The organism is Rahnella sp. NRRL B-41462, assembly GCF_003263525.1.
Taxonomy (GTDB): Bacteria; Pseudomonadota; Gammaproteobacteria; order Enterobacterales; family Enterobacteriaceae; genus Rahnella; species Rahnella aceris.
In genome coordinates this window covers 1-760 of sequence record NZ_JYDF01000186.1, presented here as the reverse complement: position 1 = coordinate 760, position 760 = coordinate 1, and the positions used below count along the sequence as shown (strand labels likewise).

General features: G+C 50.5%; 1 protein-coding gene. It reads left to right on the top strand.

Translation table 11 applies throughout. The features are described from left to right. Positions 1-760, top strand: a 760-nt coding sequence (locus tag UC14_RS26485; protein ID WP_157962170.1) for a hypothetical protein, incomplete at both ends; no start/stop codon positions are given.

Below are 760 nucleotides of genomic sequence, written 5' to 3'. Positions count from 1 at the left end.
GGGGATCTCAACGAAAGCGACCTCGGTTATTACACGGTATCGGTCAGAACTGGCGGAAGTATGGGACAAGGTAACGGTTCCGTTGATGACCATTTTTACCTTGCGCCGAAAGCGACGGCTGCAGAAAAGAAATATCTGGTCAGTACCTCAACCGTTAATGCTACCGCCTCAGGAGGCGCGGGGCGTATTGCTTCAAACCGCGATTTAAATATTGCAGCCAGTAATGTAGATAATATCGCCAGCAATATTTTGGCAGGGGGAAACATCACCCTGTCCGGCAGTTCTTTGAATAATCAGTCTTATGAGAATGGCGTCCAAAATGAATATCTGACCTATAAATATACGGGCGTTACAGCCACTGAGAGCTTCGATAAACTCCACGGCTTAGCTTACTTTGACCCTGACTGTGGCAACTGCTATTACGTTGATGCCGATACCAATACTAAAGTTACCTATCAGTTAGCGAACGGCGCAACTTACGAAACCCTCAGCACCGGCGAAGGCCTCCGCTCAGTTATTCAGGCCGGTGGGGCAGTTAACGCCAGTTTCAGCAATAACATCAGCAATACCACGACCTCCGCTAACGCAGGCGGTTTATCCCATGCGATAAGCGCCCCGTCTCTGAACGGCACGTCGGGCCTGCAACAGGTCAGCGGTTCGCAAAGTAAACAACTGGCATCCGCACAAAACCTGACCGTCGGCTCGGTACAGTGGAACAATTCCGTCACCGATGCGTTAAAGCAAATCGGCAATCAGGGCG